18 protein-coding genes are annotated in these 14706 nt (G+C 61.2%); all 18 read right to left on the bottom strand.

Translation table 11 applies throughout. The features are described 5' to 3' along the window. Positions 1–39: 39 nt before the first annotated feature. The 18 genes from D7D26_RS07770 to D7D26_RS07685 all read right to left on the bottom strand — a co-directional run bounded on the left by D7D26_RS07770 (position 40) and on the right by D7D26_RS07685 (position 14221). Positions 40–1278: an MFS transporter gene (locus D7D26_RS07770; protein WP_120372660.1), complete on the bottom strand. Its 1239-nt coding sequence runs from the start codon at positions 1276–1278 to the stop codon at positions 40–42. Positions 1279–1332: 54 nt separating this feature from the next. Further along, positions 1333–2664 carry a magnesium transporter gene (gene mgtE, locus D7D26_RS07765; protein WP_078016351.1) on the bottom strand — a complete coding sequence of 444 codons (1332 nt, stop codon included), beginning with the start codon at positions 2662–2664 and terminating at the stop codon, positions 1333–1335. A 71-nt stretch (positions 2665–2735) separates the two neighbouring features. After that, positions 2736–4088 carry a magnesium transporter gene (gene mgtE, locus D7D26_RS07760; RefSeq protein ID WP_078016350.1) on the bottom strand — a complete coding sequence of 451 codons (1353 nt, stop codon included), beginning with the start codon at positions 4086–4088 and terminating at the stop codon, positions 2736–2738. A gap of 492 nt (positions 4089–4580) precedes the next feature. Next, on the bottom strand, positions 4581–5159 hold the full coding sequence (locus D7D26_RS07755; RefSeq protein ID WP_120372659.1) for a 4Fe-4S dicluster domain-containing protein: 579 nt from the start codon (positions 5157–5159) through the stop codon (positions 4581–4583). A gap of 21 nt (positions 5160–5180) precedes the next feature. Next, positions 5181–6167 carry a respiratory chain complex I subunit 1 family protein gene (locus tag D7D26_RS07750; RefSeq protein WP_078016348.1) on the bottom strand — a complete coding sequence of 329 codons (987 nt, stop codon included), beginning with the start codon at positions 6165–6167 and terminating at the stop codon, positions 5181–5183. Next, a complete protein-coding gene (locus D7D26_RS07745) occupies positions 6161–7399 on the bottom strand; it encodes a hydrogenase large subunit (RefSeq protein WP_199674725.1) in 1239 nt (412 codons plus the stop codon). Before D7D26_RS07745 ends, D7D26_RS07750 begins: the two co-directional genes overlap by 7 nt. Before the next feature lie 11 nt (positions 7400–7410). Beyond that, the gene (locus tag D7D26_RS07740) at positions 7411–8004 is read right to left on the bottom strand and encodes an NADH-quinone oxidoreductase subunit C (protein ID WP_120372657.1); all 594 of its coding nucleotides are present in this window, start codon (positions 8002–8004) and stop codon (positions 7411–7413) included. Between the two features lie 6 nt (positions 8005–8010). After that, a complete protein-coding gene (locus D7D26_RS07735; RefSeq protein WP_120372656.1) occupies positions 8011–8481 on the bottom strand; it encodes an NADH-quinone oxidoreductase subunit B family protein in 471 nt (156 codons plus the stop codon). Positions 8482–8493: 12 nt separating this feature from the next. Next, a complete protein-coding gene (locus tag D7D26_RS07730; RefSeq protein ID WP_120372655.1) occupies positions 8494–8829 on the bottom strand; it encodes a hydrogenase in 336 nt (111 codons plus the stop codon). Continuing rightward, positions 8829–10394 (bottom strand): proton-conducting transporter transmembrane domain-containing protein, encoded by a 1566-nt coding sequence (locus D7D26_RS07725; protein ID WP_120372654.1) that lies wholly within the window; start codon positions 10392–10394, stop codon positions 8829–8831. The genes D7D26_RS07730 and D7D26_RS07725 overlap by 1 nt, the downstream gene beginning before the upstream one ends. Then, positions 10391–10744: a sodium:proton antiporter gene (locus D7D26_RS07720; RefSeq protein ID WP_009164176.1), complete on the bottom strand. Its 354-nt coding sequence runs from the start codon at positions 10742–10744 to the stop codon at positions 10391–10393. Before D7D26_RS07720 ends, D7D26_RS07725 begins: the two co-directional genes overlap by 4 nt. Continuing rightward, positions 10731–11246: an MnhB domain-containing protein gene (locus tag D7D26_RS07715; protein WP_078016342.1), complete on the bottom strand. Its 516-nt coding sequence runs from the start codon at positions 11244–11246 to the stop codon at positions 10731–10733. Before D7D26_RS07715 ends, D7D26_RS07720 begins: the two co-directional genes overlap by 14 nt. Next, complete coding sequence (gene mbhE / locus D7D26_RS07710; RefSeq protein WP_078016341.1) at positions 11243–11527, bottom strand: hydrogen gas-evolving membrane-bound hydrogenase subunit E; 285 nt, start codon at positions 11525–11527, stop codon at positions 11243–11245. The genes D7D26_RS07715 and mbhE overlap by 4 nt, the downstream gene beginning before the upstream one ends. Continuing rightward, on the bottom strand, positions 11524–11784 hold the full coding sequence (locus tag D7D26_RS07705) for a hydrogenase subunit MbhD domain-containing protein (protein WP_078016340.1): 261 nt from the start codon (positions 11782–11784) through the stop codon (positions 11524–11526). Before D7D26_RS07705 ends, mbhE begins: the two co-directional genes overlap by 4 nt. Positions 11785–11786: 2 nt before the next feature. Further along, complete coding sequence (gene mnhG, locus D7D26_RS07700; protein ID WP_078016339.1) at positions 11787–12200, bottom strand: monovalent cation/H(+) antiporter subunit G; 414 nt, start codon at positions 12198–12200, stop codon at positions 11787–11789. After that, complete coding sequence (locus D7D26_RS07695; RefSeq protein WP_009164171.1) at positions 12197–12469, bottom strand: monovalent cation/H+ antiporter complex subunit F; 273 nt, start codon at positions 12467–12469, stop codon at positions 12197–12199. The genes mnhG and D7D26_RS07695 overlap by 4 nt, the downstream gene beginning before the upstream one ends. Further along, positions 12466–12942 carry a Na+/H+ antiporter subunit E gene (locus tag D7D26_RS07690; RefSeq protein WP_233543499.1) on the bottom strand — a complete coding sequence of 159 codons (477 nt, stop codon included), beginning with the start codon at positions 12940–12942 and terminating at the stop codon, positions 12466–12468. Before D7D26_RS07690 ends, D7D26_RS07695 begins: the two co-directional genes overlap by 4 nt. 856 nt (positions 12943–13798) lie before the next feature. After that, positions 13799–14221, bottom strand: a complete 423-nt coding sequence (locus D7D26_RS07685; protein ID WP_078016365.1) for a MarR family winged helix-turn-helix transcriptional regulator — start codon at positions 14219–14221, stop codon at positions 13799–13801. Between the last annotated feature and the right edge of the window lie 485 nt (positions 14222–14706).

Below are 14706 nucleotides of genomic sequence, written 5' to 3'. Positions count from 1 at the left end.
ACGGAGCGGCTGTTTCCGAGCTTTTTCTGTCGCGATCTTTCAACGGGTTCTTTTTCCAAAACGTTTCGCCTCGCGTTCGCACCACAGATACAGAGCGGCGCAGAGCGCAAAGAGCCCGGCGTAGAGGATCAGCACGGGCGAGTAACTGCCGGCGAGGCTGTAACCGAAGTTAATCAGCGGGTTGCCGACGGCGATGCCGGCGGACATGAGCGCGAAGAAAACACCGATCATCGCCGTATACGCCCGAGCCCCCAGAAGATTCGTCACCAGCAGCGGCACCATGATGGTCTCCACCGGCATGGCAAAGCCCAGCAGCACGGCGAACGCGACGGCGGAAAGCTCGCCCGAGGCGCGGGAAAGCGTCAGCAGCGCGGCGACGCCGCACGCGCAGCTCGTCAGGAACACAGGGCGAAGCCCAAAGCGGTCGTACAGCGCGCCCCAGAGGACCTTGGCCGCGCCCAGCACGATGAACATCAGCCCCGTCATCTGCCCGGCAAAGACGGGATCGAAACCGCGATCCACCAGATGCGCGGGAGCGATCGTATAGACAGGATTGCACAGCCAGCCGAGCACGAACACGATCGCGAACAGCGCGTAAAAACGGCCCGTACGGCGCAACTCCGCAAGCGACGGTCCGGCATCGGAAGGCTCTGCGCGCGCCTTTTGCAAAGCGGCGTCTTCCGGCCTGCGGCGCACGCGCACGAACAACGTCAGACCGAGGCCGATGCCCAGGATCAGGAACGAGGTCAAACGGTAGGAGAAACGCCAGCCGTTCTGCGCGATCCAGCGCGCCACGAGCACGTTGCCGAGGGCGCCGCCGATGCCGCTGGCAGCAAAAACAATGCCCAGCACGGTGCCTTTGCGCTCCGTGAACCAGTTGTCCACCAGATAAGAACAGGACGCGCTGGTGCACAGGGCCAGCGCGGTGCCCTGCAGGATGCCGCCGGCGTAAAACCCGGGCAGCGTGCTGGAAGACGAAAAGATGAAAAACGCCGCTGCGAGGAACAGAAAGCCGGCGCCGACCGTCCGGCGGATGCCGATCTTCGTAAAAATTTTCAGCCACAGCAGATTGAAAATCGTCGTGAACAGATACCTCATGCTGAAGGTCAGGGAAAAATCGGCCCGGCTCAGGCCGAACTGCCGCGTCACCGGGGCAAGATACTGCCCGTTGGGAGCGTTGCCCAGCCCCATGGCTACAAACATGAACATAAAACTCACGGCCGCAATGACGTAACGATACGATGAATTCTTTTCCCCCGACTCCGCGTTTCGATTCATTTTCAGCCTCTTCCCCGCTTCGGGAGCGTGGCGCTCCCTTTTTTTCACAAACGGCTACAGCAGCACCATGCTCGCCACGGCGAAGTACAGCGCCAGCCCCAGCACGTCGACGATCGTGGCCAGCAGCGGCCCGGAGATCAGCGCCGGGTCGAAGCCGAGGCGTTTGACGACGAAGGGCATGAGCGCGCCGAGCAGGTCGGACGCCACGACCACGCAGATCATCGCCATGGCGACCACGAACGTGACCTGCGCGCCCGCGCCGATGAAAAGCGACCGTCCCGCCGCCAGCAGGGCCATGGCGCCGCCCAGCAGCAGGGCCGTGACCAATTCGCGCAGCAGCACCCGCCCCAGCACACTGCTTTCCAGACGCCCCAGCCCCATCGAGCGGATGATCAGCACCGAGATCTGCGCGCCCACGTTGCCGCCCGTGTCGATCAGCAGCGGCACGAAGAACGAGAGCGCCAGCACCTGCGAGAGCATGTCCTCGTAGTTTTCCATGATGCCCGTGGTGAGGATGCCCGTCACCAGACAGAGCAGCAGGCAGGGAAAGCGCCGCAGCGCTTCGCCCCACAGACTGCCCTCGTCGTTGTCGCCGTAAAGTCCGCCGGCGTGGTGGAACAGCTCGGTGTTTTCGTCTTCCATGACGTCGAGCACGTCGTCGAAGGGCAGCGCGCCGAGGAGCCGCCCGTCCTTCACGACCGGCAGCACCTGCACGTCGTAGCGCGACATGATGCGCGCCGCCTCGGCGCGGTCCATTTCGGGCGGCACGGCGTGGCAGTCCTCTTCCGTGAGCTGCTCGACCTTCACTTCCGGCGCGGCGAGGACGAGGTCTTCCAGCGCCGCCGTGCCGGCGAAACGCTCGCCGTCGATGACGAAGCAGTGATAGACCAGATCCTTGCCCGGCGCGTCGCGCCGGATCTTGTCCAGCGCTCCGGCCACCGTGTCCCGCGGCGACAGGACCACGCCGTTGCCGCTCATGATGTAGCCGACGGAATCTTCCGGCCACTCTTTTTTGGGCTGCAAAAGCTTTTGCAGGTTCTTCGGCAGTTTTTCCAGCAATGGATGCTTTTGGCGCGAAGGCAGGGCGTTCAGCAGCTCCGGCAGCAGACGCTCCGGCAGCGACAGGAACAGCCCCCGCAGCTCGGGGATCGAAGCGCTGCTCAGCAGCTTCTGCTTTTCGCGGCGCGACAGGCCTTCGATCAGCACGGCCAGACGGGCCGGTTTCAAAATGCTGCACAGCGCCAGGCCGCTTCGCGGCGGCAGACGCAGCAGTTCCTCCTCCAGCACTTCCGGCGTCATGCCCCGGATCATCAGCCGGGCCTCGTCCAGGCGCCCCTGCTGCAGCAGCGTCTTCAGACGAGAACTGTATCCCATGCGGGCGGACATGGCGGGTCGTCCTCCCGATCCAAAACGCAGATTTTTTTCATGTTCGTCACCTCATCGCGGACACAGACCGCTCAACTCAGGCCGATAAAAACGCCGGCGAGCTCGAAATAGACGATCAGCCCGCAGACGTCGACGACCGTCGTGATCAGCGGCCCGGACATGATCGCCGGATCCAGCCTGACGGCGCGGGCCAGCAGCGGCAGCAGCGTCCCCGCCAGATTGCCCAGCAGTACGATCAGCGTTACCGCCGCCGCCACCGTCCAGGCCACGGCGGTTCCCGTGCCGATCATCCAGGCCCGCGCCATGCCCAACAGGCCCAGCGCGCTTCCGAGCAGAAGCCCGGTCATCGTCTCGCGCAGGATGATCCGCCCCAGGTCGCGCCACTGCACCTCTCCCACGGTCATGCCGCGGATCATCAGCGTCGCCGCCTGGGTGCCGGCGTTGCCGCCGGTGCCGATCAGCAGCGGCACGAAAAAAGTCAACGAAACGACGTGCTGCACGATCGGCGCGTAATGTTTGAGCACCGTCGACGTCAGCGCTTCGGCGACGATGCAGACGATCAGCCAGATGAAACGCTTGCGCGCGACGGTGAAAAGCCCGGCGTCGAGGTAATCTTCCTCGACCGGCTCGATGCCCGCCATGCGCTCGAAGTCTTCCGTAGCCTCCTCTTCGACGACGTCGAGAATGTCGTCGAAGGTGATGATCCCGACCAGGCGGTTTTCCTTGTCCACCACCGGCAACGTGTGCAGGTCGTAGCGGGAGATGATCTGTGCGGCTTCTTCCTGGTCGGCGGTGGTCGGCACGGAGACGGGGCCGCCGTCCATGATGTCGAGCACTTCCGTCTGCGGGTCGGCGAGGATCAGGTCCTCCAGCTCGACCATGCCGAGCAGGTGGCGTCCCTCGTCGGTGACGCAGCACGTGTAGATGGTCTCCTTGCTGCGCGCTTTCTGGCGGATGCGCACGAGCGCCGCTTCGGCCGTCATGTGCGCCTTGAGGTCGATGTACTCGGGCGTCATGATGCGGCCGGCGCTGTCCTGCGGATAGCCCAGCAGCGTGTTGGCCAGCTTTCGTTCCTCGGGCGACAGCTTCTGCAGCAGGCGCTTCACCGTGGTCGCCGGCAGCTCGTCGAACAGTTCCGTGCGGTCGTCGTCGGACATCTCCTCGATGATCTCTTTGACTTCGTCGTCCGTGGCGTGCTGCAAAAAGCGTTCCTGCTCCTCGATGTCCAGCAGCTCGAACACCTCGACGGCCAGATCTTTGGGCAGCAGGCGGAAATAAAATACCAGGCGGGCCGGCGGCAGATCGCGCTCCAGCCCTTCGGCGATGTCGATCGGTTCCATGTCGGAGAGCAGCTCTTTGGCCTCGCGGAAGCGCTTCCGGTCGATACAGTTCTCGATCTGCTCAAAAAGTTTGTTGCGTTCCAAAAAAAAACACTCCTTTCGCGTTCCGGCAGCGGCGGCAGCCGACGCGAAAGGAACGTCAGAGCCGAGCGAAAACCGCCGGAGCTAGTGTGCCGAATCGTAAGGGGATACCGTCAGCGTGTTGGTCCATCGGTTTCCGACCGCCTCCTTCTCATGGAAACGCCCCGATACTATTTTTTGCTAAAAAGCGTCACCACGGTTCGCCGGGCGCCGCGAGGAAGTCCAGTCGCTCAAAAGGAGCTCGACCGCTGTGCGGGGCGCGCAGCTCGCTTCGTGGATCTTCCTCGCAGCGCCCTTGTGTTTGGCCTTGTCATTGAGGAATAGTATGACTCTTTTCAGGGCAACATTTTATTATGATACACACTCGCAAAAAATGAATCAAGTGACCAAAAAGGATTTTTTCACGCGCCCGCGTAAAAAAGGGACGGAGTGCGCAAAAAAATCGCCCGGTCTTCGCGAGACCAAGCGATTTTTTTGCGCGCGCATGAAACGCGCTTATTCCCCTTCAACCGCAGCGGGCTGCGCGGCAGGCGCCGGAGGTTCTGCGGAAACCGAGGGGACCTCCTCGGGCAGTTCCGGCGGCAGGAACTCCTCCACTTCGCCCGGTTTGGGGTCGAGCCATTCCTTCTGGAACGGCAGGCGGGCCGCCGTGCCTGTGTCCTTCCGGGTCGTACCGGTTTTGCGGTCGCCGGAGCTGGCAAAGGCGAAATCGGTCGTCATGCTCAGCGCCGACACCGGGCAGACGTCGTTGCACTGCGCGCAGAAACAGCAGCGATCGCCGTGCAGCATCACCTTGCGGGGCTTCTGCCCTTCGGTGTCGGGATCGAAGACGATGGCGCGCGCCGGACAGACCTTGGTGCACATGCCGCAGCCGATGCACTTGGCGCGGTCGTAATTCAGGCGCCCGCGGAAGCGCCCCCAACGCGGCACGGCGGGATTGAGAACGACTTTGCCCTCGGCCGCCGCCTGCAGCGCGCCGCTCATGGAATCGGGCATGCGCATGGCGGGGAAGGGACGGGTCAGGCAGTGCATAAAGAACTGACGGAGCACCGTCAGCGACATGGCGTTCAGCATTGCGGATCTCCTCCCTTTCCTTTAATGAAGCATAATCTCGACGGTGATCAGGATCATGCCGGCGAGGGACAGCAGTCCCACGTACCCCCAGTAGAAACGCGCGGCCTGCCAGATCTTGAGCCGTCCGAAGACGCTGCGCAGATACGTGACGCCGATCAGCGCCGCCGCCAGCACTTTCAGCCAGAACCAGAAGAAATCCACGACGTAGACCGCGGCTTTGGGCAGACTGCCGGCGAACAGCGAGCCGGGAAAGAACAGCCCCACGATCAGCGCCGAAAATGCCAGCGAGCGCACAGTGATCGACAGGTTGACCAGCGCCAGGTTGACGCCGCTGAACTCCACCGTCATGCCCTCGAGGATCTCCGTCTTGGCCTCGGCAATGTCCATCAGCCCCGTGCCGCTTTCGCCCGGAGTGATCATCAGCGCCGAGAAAAGGAAGCAGAGCAGGCCGATGAATCCGCTCCAGCCCACCATGCTCCACGGGCTGCTGACGTTGTACGTCGACAGCGCGAAAGGCGCGCCCGGCACGCCGGCCCGACTGGCCAGCCACGCGATCGAGGAGACGATGATCGCCGTGGGGATCTCGAAGCTCATCATCAGCACGATCTCGCGCTGAGCGCCGATCGTGGCGATCGGCGAACCGGAAGCGAAGGCCGCCATGGCCAGGCTGATGCTCGACAGCGTGATCAGGTACAGCACGGTGATCATGTCGCCGCGGCCGGAAAGCACCGCCGGCACCGAGCCCATGGGGATGTACAAAAAGATCATCAGCCCCGCCGCCAGCGCGACTACCGGCGCGCCGTTGAAAATCCAGCCCACCGCGCGGCGCGGCGTGATGTTCTCCTTGCCGAGCAGCTTGAAGAAATCGTAAAATCCCTGCAGGAGGGGCGGCCCGAGACGACGCTGCATGCGGGCATGACCGATGCGGTCCAGCGCCTGGAAATACAATGCGAAGAGAACGACAAAGAGCGACAGCAGAAGCGCGAGGATGATTTTCAGAATCAGCATTGGCCCATCTTCCTCCTCAGGTCAGCCGTCTTCTCGCGGCTCATCTTCAAAAGTTCGTCCTTGGTGACCACGCCCTGACGGTTCGCCGCACGGTCGGTCAGCACCATGCGCTCCATGCAGGAGATGCACGGGTCGATGCTGTTGATGATCAGCGCCGCGTCGGCGATCTCGTTGCCGATGAACATCAGCGGCCAGGCCTGGGCGTTTGCGTAGGTGGGAGCGCGGACTTTCCACATGAAGACATTCTCGTCGCCGGCTTTCAGCTCCACCACGTGCGTGACGTCGCCGCGGGGCGCCTCGATGCAGCCGTAGCCAAAGCCGCCGGCCGCCTTCAGTTTGGCCAGCCCGGCGACCGGCTTCGGAAACGCCGTGATCGAGCCTTCGGGCAGCCCCTCGAGGATGCTTTCGAGCAGATCGAGCGATTGATAGACCTCGAGCAGGCGCACGAGGAAACGGTCGAGCACGTCGCCGTGAACTTCGCCGAAATAGTCCTGAGGCACGATGGCCTTGACGGGAATGTCGCAGTACGCGTCGTAGGGCGACGACTCGCGCACGTCGGCGCGCACGCCGCTGCCGCGCGACGTCGGCCCGAGCGCGTCCAGACGCACGGCGTCGCCCGTGGGGAGCACGCCTACGTCGCGCAGACGGGCCTTGACCACCGGATCGTTGATCACGGCGTCGTAATATTCGTGGAACTCGCTGCGGTAATAAGCGATCATGTCGCGCACGACACGGTCCACCTTCGGCGTCACGTCCCAGCGCACGCCGCCGATGGCCGTCACGGCGTAGTTGACGCGATTGCCGGTGAGCGCTTCCAGGACGTCCATGACCTTTTCGCGCAGGGCCATGCCGAGGTGAAAGGCGCTGTCGAAACCGATCGAATAGCAGGCCACGCTCAGCCACAGGATGTGGGAGTGAACGCGCTCCAGTTCCAGCACCAGCGAGCGGATGTATTGACCGCGCACGGGCACCTGGACTTTGGCGGCGTCTTCCACGGCCTTGGCATAGGCGATGGAATGACTGAACGAACAGATGCCGCAGATCCGCTCGGCCAGAAAGATGACCTGGACGGGATTGCGCTCGCGGCTCATGAACTCGATGCCGCGATGGATCGCGCCGGGGCGGACCGTCGCGTCGACGATGCGTTCCCCCTCGATGTCGAGCCACGCCGTGACAGGTTCCTTGAGCCCCACGTGCGCGGGACCGATGGGAAGTTTATAGGTTTTGGTCATCACGGCACCTCCTAATCGAGCTCATTGATGACGCCCTTGCCCTCTGGGCCGGTCTCGTCGCGGCGCCAGGGCAGGATCGCGCGGTCCCAGCCGTCGGGCAGGAAGACGAGATCCGTGTTGGGCTGTCCGTCGTGAGCGACGCCGAGCATCTCGTTCATCTCGCGCTCGCTGAAACCGACGCCGGGATTGCGCCCGTGCAGCGACGGCATGACCAGGTCGGTCTTGGGCACGCGCACCGTGACCGTGACCGTCAGTTCCTTGCCGCGTCCTTCGCGGCGGAACAGCGAGAAGTGGTAGATCTGCCGGATCGCGTCGCCGTCGTCGTTGCCGCTGGTCACGTGAAAATGGGGAAAGTCCAGCTCGCCGAGGGCGTCCACGAGATCGAGGAACCTCTCGCGCCTGACGGTAAGCAGCAGATGCCAGCGCGAATACTGGCATACGCCCTCTTTGTACTCGCGCAGCTCCGTTTCCGTCACGGCGTCGCCGAAACGGCTCTGAAGAAATTCGAGCGCTTCCTGAGGCGTTTTGTAATTCACATTTTTATCCGCGTAGATTTCCATCGACGTGGGATATTTTTTCGATTGCGCGCTTGCCAGCATGTCCATCGCGGATTACGCCCCCTCTCCCGCCGCGCTTTTGTCCAGCAGCGCGGCCCGCTTGGCTTCCAACAACGTGACCGCCTTGGCCACGCCCTCGATCAACGCTTCGGGGCGGATGGCGCAGCCGTGCACGTACACGTCTACGGGCACGATGCGATCCACGGGGCCGACGAGATTGTAGGATTTGAAGAACACGTCGCCGGACGTGGCGCAGTTGCCCACGGCGATGACCACCTTGGGGTCGGGGATCTGCGCGTAGATCTGGCGCAGCTTCGGCTCCATGAAGCGCGTCACCGGGCCGGTGACCAGAAGAACGTCGGCATGGCGCGGCGTGCCCGTCAGCTTCAGCCCGAGACGCTCGATGTCGTAACGGGGCGTCAGACTGGCGACGATTTCGATGTCGCAGCCGTTGCAGGAACCGCTGTTGAGCGTAAAAACCCACAGCGACTTGGGCAAGACCTGAAGATAATTTTCCAGCTTCATGACGGCAGCCTCCTAAACGAGCACAAACGTGAGAATCAGGGCGGCCGTGAACACGAACCAGCCCACGTACTCCGTAGCGATGCCGCGGTGCAGCGCCGTCAGGTGGGAATAATAGCCCTTCAGCGCTTCGCGGAATCCCCAGTAGGAAGAGCTGGCCGGGACCGTAAAGATCTCCGCGTCGGGGACGACGTTGCCCGAATAGTAAATTTCGTCCTGGTCGGTCCCCTTCTTGTAATCGCTGCGTCCCATCCGGCGGATGAAAAGCGCCGCTCCCCCCACGAAGAGGAACGCCAGGATCCACGCCCCCGCATCCCAGAAACCGGCGCCGGAGAAAATGCTGCCGAACATCACAAAGCACCTCCCATCACTGCCGCTCCGTAAGAGGCCTTGTCCACCAGAGCCTCCGCCGCCGGGCGCACCAGCGTGTTCACCGTCCACGAGGGGAACAGCGAAAGCACGAGAATCGCCGCCGCCAGCACCACCATGCCGGCGATCATCGACTTCGGCACCTCGCGGACCGCCGCGAACTGAGAGCGCTCGGGACCGAGGAACGCCGTCTGGTAGACCTTGACGAAGGAAGCCAGCGTCAGCACCGACGAGACCAGCGCCACCACCATCAGGAACGGATGGACCGCGTAGACGCTCTCGTAGATCATCCACTTGGAGACAAAACCGTTGAACGGCGGCAGGCCGGAAATAGCGGCCGCGGCGATCAGGAACAGCACGCTCGTGACCGGCATGCGCCGCGCCAAGCCGCCCATTTTGTCGAGATCGCGGCTGCCCGCGACGTAATACAGAGCGCCGGCGCAGAGGAACAGCAATCCCTTGTAAAGAATGTAGTTGATCATGTGATAAAGTCCGCCGGATACCGCCGCCAGGCCGTAATCGTTCATGGCCGTCGCGTCGCCCAAAGCCAGCAGCCCGACGCCGAACGCCGTGAGCATGTACCCCACCTGCGACACCGAGTGATAGCCCATCAGGCGTTTCACTTCGTGCTGCACCACCGCCATGGACACGCCGCCGAACATGGACAGGCAGCCCATGACGATCAGCGCCCAGGGCACCGCCGCCGAACCGATCGCCGTACCGTACAGCGAGAAGCAGAAGCGGCAGAGCACCACGAGCGAAGCCTGGCTGGTCGCCACCAGCATCACCGTCACGGAAGCGGGGGCCTCGGCGTAGGAATCGGGCATCCACATGTGCATCGGGAACGCGCCGCACTTCATGCCCAGCGCGACGAGAATGAAGACCAGCACCACTTTGCTGATCAGGTCGGGCTGCACGGCGCGGCTGAAAGCGGCCATGTTGAGCACGCCGTAACGCCCGTAGATGAACGCCAGCCCGATCAGCACCAGCTGGGCCGCCAGCTGCGACACCAGCATGTACTTGTAGGAAGCCTCGACCGACTCGGGACGGTCGCGCCAGAACGCGATCAGGCCGAAGGACGCCACCGAACTGATCTCGAGAAACACGAAAAAGTTGAACAGGTCGCCGGTCAGGATCATGCCCATCGTGCCGGCCGTCAACAGCAGAAACAGCGCGCTGTAAAACTCGAGCCCGGTGAATTTCTTCACGAATTTCAGGCCGTAGATCGTGCCCGCCAGCTGCGCCAGAGCCGCCGCGCAGGCCGCCAGCGCGTTGAACGCGTCGACTTCGAGGATGATGCGCACGGGAATGGAAAATCCCGAAGGCAACGAGATGTTCCACGAAGGCGCCCCCATCACGTAGATCTGCGTGCCCTGGACGAGCACGCGATGCAGCAGCGCGAAGACGACCAGCGTCACCAGCGCGGAGACGCACGTCACCCAACGGTTGCGCGCCTTGGCGCTCACCGCGGCGAAAAGCGGCGTCGCAAAAGCGGCCAAAAGAGGCAGGGCCAGCGCCAGCGCCGGAAGATGGTTCATCAGCCTCATCCTCTCAGCCTCCTGATCTCGCGCACGTCAAGCGTGCCGTAATGGCGGTACAGCATGACGATCAGCGACAGCATCAGCGCCGACGTCGCCAGCGCGATGACGATGGCCGTCAGCGTCAGCGCCTGAGGCGTAGGCAGCACAAAGTTCTCCGTGCCGGCCGGCATCAGGAACTTGACCGGGATATAACCGCCCTCGCGGTACCCCAGCACGATCAGGAACATGTTGGCAGCCGATTCCATCACGTCGATGGCAATGCCGATCTTGATCATGTTCGTCTCCAGCAGGACGCCGAGAAGGCCGATCAAGAAAAGCACGGCCACCACGAAATAAGGCAGATTAGCGCTGATCATGACCAGTCTCCTTTCCCATGCCGTCCTCCTGAACCGTGCCCAGACGAATGGCCCGGAACATCGTCATCAGAATCAGGCTCAGTCCGCCGGCGACTTCGATGCCGACGGCGATATCCATCAGCGCGACCGTGCCGGAAGGCGGCCACCAGGGCTTTACCGCCGCCAGTCGGTCGTGAGCTACCGCGGCCCAGTTCAGCATCATCGTGCCGTCCATCGCCCAGCCCAATCCCATCAGGCCGAAACCGATGAACATGAACAGCCCCAGGAACAGACAGACTTTGTAAAAATTCTCGTTCAGCCACGCCGAGACGTAAGAGCTGCCCTGGGTGACCAGCATCAGCGCCAGGAACGTCGCGCAGATCGCGCCGCCCTGGAAGCCGCCGCCGGGCGTGATGTCGCCGTGGACGATCACATAGGCGCCGAAAGCCACCATGAACCACGCGTACATGTCGCAGGCCGTGCGCGCGATCACGGAAAGCGGGCGCATGCTCCTGCTCTTCATTGTTTTCTGCCCCCCTTGCGGAACAGCATCATCACCGAGAGAAGCGCCGCAAACAACACCGTCGACTCGCCGATCGTGTCGAAACCGCGGTAATCGAAGACGATGGACGTGACCACGTTTTCGCACGACAGGTCGGCGCCGGCGCGGTCCAGATAGTGTTCGTCCACCGCGCGTCCTTCAGCCGAAGGCACGCCGAAAGGATGCAGCGACGAAACCGCGCCCATCAGCGCGCCGCCCATCACAATGGCCGCAATGACGAAAAGAATCCGCACGGATTTCATCGGCGTCCGCCTCCGTTTCCGCGATGCACGTAACCGATGCCCGTCAGGGCGATGATGAAGATCGCCGTGTCGAGGGCCGCGCCGATGCCCGCCTGAGCGATCGCCACGTCGGGCGCCTGAAGGATGTAAAACTCAAGCGCCAGCAGCAGACTGAAGGCCCCGGCACAGATCACCGAGCAAAGCAGGTCGCGGAACCAGACCGTGAAAAAGCCGGAAACCAGCAAAAGGATCAGAACTATAAAATGCAGCCAGTCCACGCTTACTCACGCTCCTTTTCCTGCGCCAGCTCGGCGGCTTCCTCTTCAAGCTCTTTTTTGCAGAAGCCGTCGAATTCGTCCACCACGGCAAACCGGGGTTTGATGCCGGAACGGTAGGCCGCGCGCGAAAGCACGTGAGCGCTCGTCGAATTGCCGATCAGCAGCCCGAACAGCGCCATGACGATATGAATGATCAGCACGGCAAACCGCAGCTCGCCGCCGGCGACGATCCTCGCTGCGCAGTAGACGATCACCGCCGCCGCGCAGAAAATCGTCCCCAGCGTGCTGCACTTGGTGGCGCCGTGCATGCGCATGTAGACGTCCTTGAAACGGTACAGCGAGATCACGCCGAGAGAGTTGACCAGCATGCCGAGAAACGCGAAAGGAACGATCAGCACGTACATGATCCAGCTCATGAGCGGCTCCTCCTCTCGATATAACGGGCCAGGAACATGGTCGCCACGAAGGACAGCCCGCCGTACACAATGGACAGGTCCACCAGGAGCACCGAATCGTAAGCGGCCGCCAGCAGGATCATGATCGCGATGACCAGCGAATTCATGGTATCCAGAGCTACGGCGCGGTCGGCGTCCGTCGGCCCCCAGACGATGCGCGCCACCGAGCCGAAGGCCAGCACGCCGAGAACCGCGGCCGCAAAACCAAAGAGCGAACGCGCAAACGTCATTGAGTCAGCCTCCTCGCCCAGGTGCCAAAGCTGCCGTAGATCATTTCCTCCGTCGGGCGCACGTCGGTCACGTTGATCCAATGGACGTACAGATCGCCGTTTTCAGGATCGATATCCACCGTCATGGTCCCCGGCGTCAGCGTGATCGAATCGGCCAGCACCGTCTGCCCCAGCCCGCTTTTCAGTCCCGAAGAGACCTTGACGATGCCGGGTTTCACCCGTCCCGTGACGATCCGCAGCGCCACGTCGATATTTGCCCTGATCAAGGCCCAAAGGAACGGCCCGAAGAAATAACAGACGAACAGCCCCCAGCGTTTCGGGCTCAGGCCTTCCCAGCCGTAGCGCCGTGAACGGTTCTTCCGTCCCAGCGACAGGTACAGGATCGCCGCCACCAGCAGCGCGATCGCGTACTCATAAGCGGGCAGCGCCTCCCCTGACCAGGAAAGAAGCAGATAGGTGATAAACGTAAGCACAAAGACAAACAAATCCCTGTTCCCCCCTCCAGCCAAAATCAACGTGCCGGCGCATGCCGGCCGGCTTTCCAGAAAAAACGCAGCGACGTGCGCCCTTTCAAAATACCCACGGTCCGATCCGTACCGTCACTCACCAACGCTTGCCGCAACGAGCGCACTGGTAACTTGCGGCGCCTTCCGGCATAAAGAGCCCGCCATAAACGATTTTTCCCTCTTCCTTCTTCCGCGCCATGTCAAAGGGCAGATAACCATAGATGACATCTCTTATTTCTTTTGAGCCGCAGTAAGGACATCTCACCCAACTCACCACACTTTGAACAGAAAAAAACAGAATTACTCATTCATTATACGATAAAATTTACATTGTGCAGAGCTTCGCGAATAAAAATACAATTTTTGTACAATACTCTTTTTTTGTCCGTCATTTCTCAGTATGGTTCCTCAAGATACTCGCAGATATGATGAATTTTTTGCAGATCATAGCATGATGCCATTCATTCGTGCCCTTCATCTCCGGGAATCCATCCACGTCCGTCTCGGACGGTAAAAATCCAGGCGCCATATTTTCCGCCACCGTCAGAATTTACTGTCCGCTCCGGGCCTCGGACAAGAAAAAGTGGAAGCGGCTTGCAGGACGAAAGCCGCTTCCACTTTTCTTTTGGCGAACCGCCGAAATCGAACGATTCGTCGATGATTCATACTATTTCTCAATCAAAATGCCGAATACAGAGGCGCTGCGGGGGAGATTCACAAAGCGAGCTGCGCAGACCGCGCCGCGGTCGAGGGAGTCCCGAGCGACTGAACTCCTCCGCAGCGCCCGGGAAACTATGTTAATACTTTCTATCAAGAATTAGTATCAGATGCTATGCATGAAGTTCTCGAGCACGCGCTCGCACACCTCGCGATCGCTGTCGGAAATTTTCAGAGCCAGCTTGCGGACGAGCTCTTTCTGGCGCTTGCGGTGTTCCTCGTAATAAGCGCGCCCTCTTTCGGAAAGGAGAATCTTGTAAGAACGGCGGTCGTTTTCGTTCCGGCAGCGTTCCACAAGTCCCATGACCTGAAGACGATCGATCATCACGGTCACCGTTCCCGTGGTCAGCTCCATGCGGTCGGCGATATCCTTCATGCGGATGTCTTCATTGCGCCCGATCACGCAGATCGTACGCAGCTGCGGCGCGGACAGCCGCCCCAGTTTCGCCACCGACGCCTCCCAGCCGTAAAACCTCTCGCAGAACTCCACGAGGGTCGATGTCATCTTCTCCAGTGCTTCATCACTCATCATTTCCATATCCATTCCCTTCCAGCGCTTCAGAATTTTTAAGGCGCAAGCCTCGTGCAGCGATTTTTACGGGCGCTTATTTTAACACATATTTTTTTGATTTTCCACTGTCTCATTTATCCAGCGCCATGAAAATCCTTAAAGTCCTGCTTCTGTTCCATTTTACCTCATTTCATTAGCCATGGAAACTGACAACACGAGAATGAAACTAATAAATTGTCAAGCAGATTTCTCTTTTTGACAAAACAGCGCCGCGTCTGTCGCGGCGCCGCCATACTCTCGCCGGCCACGATCTTATACTAGGGCTTGTTTAAAAAACGTCAAAGTTGCCTAAATCGATCCAATCGCTTAAACTTTTCTCATGGAAGAGAGAAGATATGAACTGACCTCCAGCGAGTGGAATCGAACCAAGAGAATGCTGCCGCCCGAACACCCGAAATCAGGTCAACGTGGACGCCCGGCAAAATACGATAACCGCAGGATCA

The sequence above is a fragment of the Pyramidobacter sp. CG50-2 genome (genome assembly GCF_003612005.1).
Classification (GTDB): domain Bacteria; phylum Synergistota; class Synergistia; order Synergistales; family Dethiosulfovibrionaceae; genus Pyramidobacter.
Note: the sequence above shows the minus strand (reverse complement) of the source record. Positions and strands in the feature narration are given on the sequence as shown.

Coding starts and splice junctions, on each gene's coding strand:
- D7D26_RS07770 (WP_120372660.1), bottom strand. CDS start 1,278: ATGAATCGAAACGCGGAGTCGGGGGAAAAGAATTCATCGTATCGTTAC.
- mgtE (WP_078016351.1), bottom strand. CDS start 2,664: ATGTCCGCCCGCATGGGATACAGTTCTCGTCTGAAGACGCTGCTGCAG.
- D7D26_RS07755 (WP_120372659.1), bottom strand. CDS start 5,159: ATGCTGAACGCCATGTCGCTGACGGTGCTCCGTCAGTTCTTTATGCAC.
- D7D26_RS07750 (WP_078016348.1), bottom strand. CDS start 6,167: ATGCTGATTCTGAAAATCATCCTCGCGCTTCTGCTGTCGCTCTTTGTC.
- D7D26_RS07745 (WP_199674725.1), bottom strand. CDS start 7,399: ATGACCAAAACCTATAAACTTCCCATCGGTCCCGCGCACGTGGGGCTC.
- D7D26_RS07740 (WP_120372657.1), bottom strand. CDS start 8,004: ATGGACATGCTGGCAAGCGCGCAATCGAAAAAATATCCCACGTCGATG.
- D7D26_RS07735 (WP_120372656.1), bottom strand. CDS start 8,481: ATGAAGCTGGAAAATTATCTTCAGGTCTTGCCCAAGTCGCTGTGGGTT.
- D7D26_RS07730 (WP_120372655.1), bottom strand. CDS start 8,829: ATGTTCGGCAGCATTTTCTCCGGCGCCGGTTTCTGGGATGCGGGGGCG.
- D7D26_RS07725 (WP_120372654.1), bottom strand. CDS start 10,394: ATGAGGCTGATGAACCATCTTCCGGCGCTGGCGCTGGCCCTGCCTCTT.
- D7D26_RS07720 (WP_009164176.1), bottom strand. CDS start 10,744: ATGATCAGCGCTAATCTGCCTTATTTCGTGGTGGCCGTGCTTTTCTTG.
- D7D26_RS07715 (WP_078016342.1), bottom strand. CDS start 11,246: ATGAAGAGCAGGAGCATGCGCCCGCTTTCCGTGATCGCGCGCACGGCC.
- mbhE (WP_078016341.1), bottom strand. CDS start 11,527: ATGAAATCCGTGCGGATTCTTTTCGTCATTGCGGCCATTGTGATGGGC.
- mnhG (WP_078016339.1), bottom strand. CDS start 12,200: ATGAGCTGGATCATGTACGTGCTGATCGTTCCTTTCGCGTTTCTCGGC.
- D7D26_RS07695 (WP_009164171.1), bottom strand. CDS start 12,469: ATGACGTTTGCGCGTTCGCTCTTTGGTTTTGCGGCCGCGGTTCTCGGC.
- D7D26_RS07685 (WP_078016365.1), bottom strand. CDS start 14,221: ATGAGTGATGAAGCACTGGAGAAGATGACATCGACCCTCGTGGAGTTC.